The sequence below is a fragment of the Algoriphagus aestuariicola genome, from assembly GCF_017254835.1.
GTDB classification, from domain to species: domain Bacteria; phylum Bacteroidota; class Bacteroidia; order Cytophagales; family Cyclobacteriaceae; genus Algoriphagus; species Algoriphagus aestuariicola.
This window is the reverse complement of the sequence record NZ_JAFKCW010000059.1, coordinates 1-290: the sequence shown is the minus strand read 5'-3', so window position 1 is coordinate 290 and position 290 is coordinate 1. Positions and strand designations below refer to the sequence as shown.

General features: G+C 55.9%; 1 protein-coding gene. It reads right to left on the bottom strand.

All coding sequences use genetic code 11. The features are described 5' to 3' along the window. On the bottom strand, nucleotides 1–290 hold a 290-nt coding region (locus J0A67_RS22810), incomplete at both ends, for a hypothetical protein (RefSeq protein WP_206571692.1).

Below are 290 nucleotides of genomic sequence, written 5' to 3'. Positions count from 1 at the left end.
GATAGAACGCGCGAACCTGTGCGGAAACGCGTTCGTGGTCGGCGTGTTTCGGGTTGGTGTATGCCTCAGACTTCATCAGGTCGCGAATGCTCTGCTGTTCTTCGAGATTGATTTGTCCATTACCTACAGGCGTGTCCTCTCCCATCTCCGCACCGATTTTCGCCAGCATGCGGATCACCATCGGGTTGTTGCCGATCTCGTCCATCTTGCCTTGGTCGGCAGGGTCAGCCAGCGACATAAACGCGCGGTGCGCCAGCCCGATATTTTTCTGGAACTCAGCATCGGTTTTC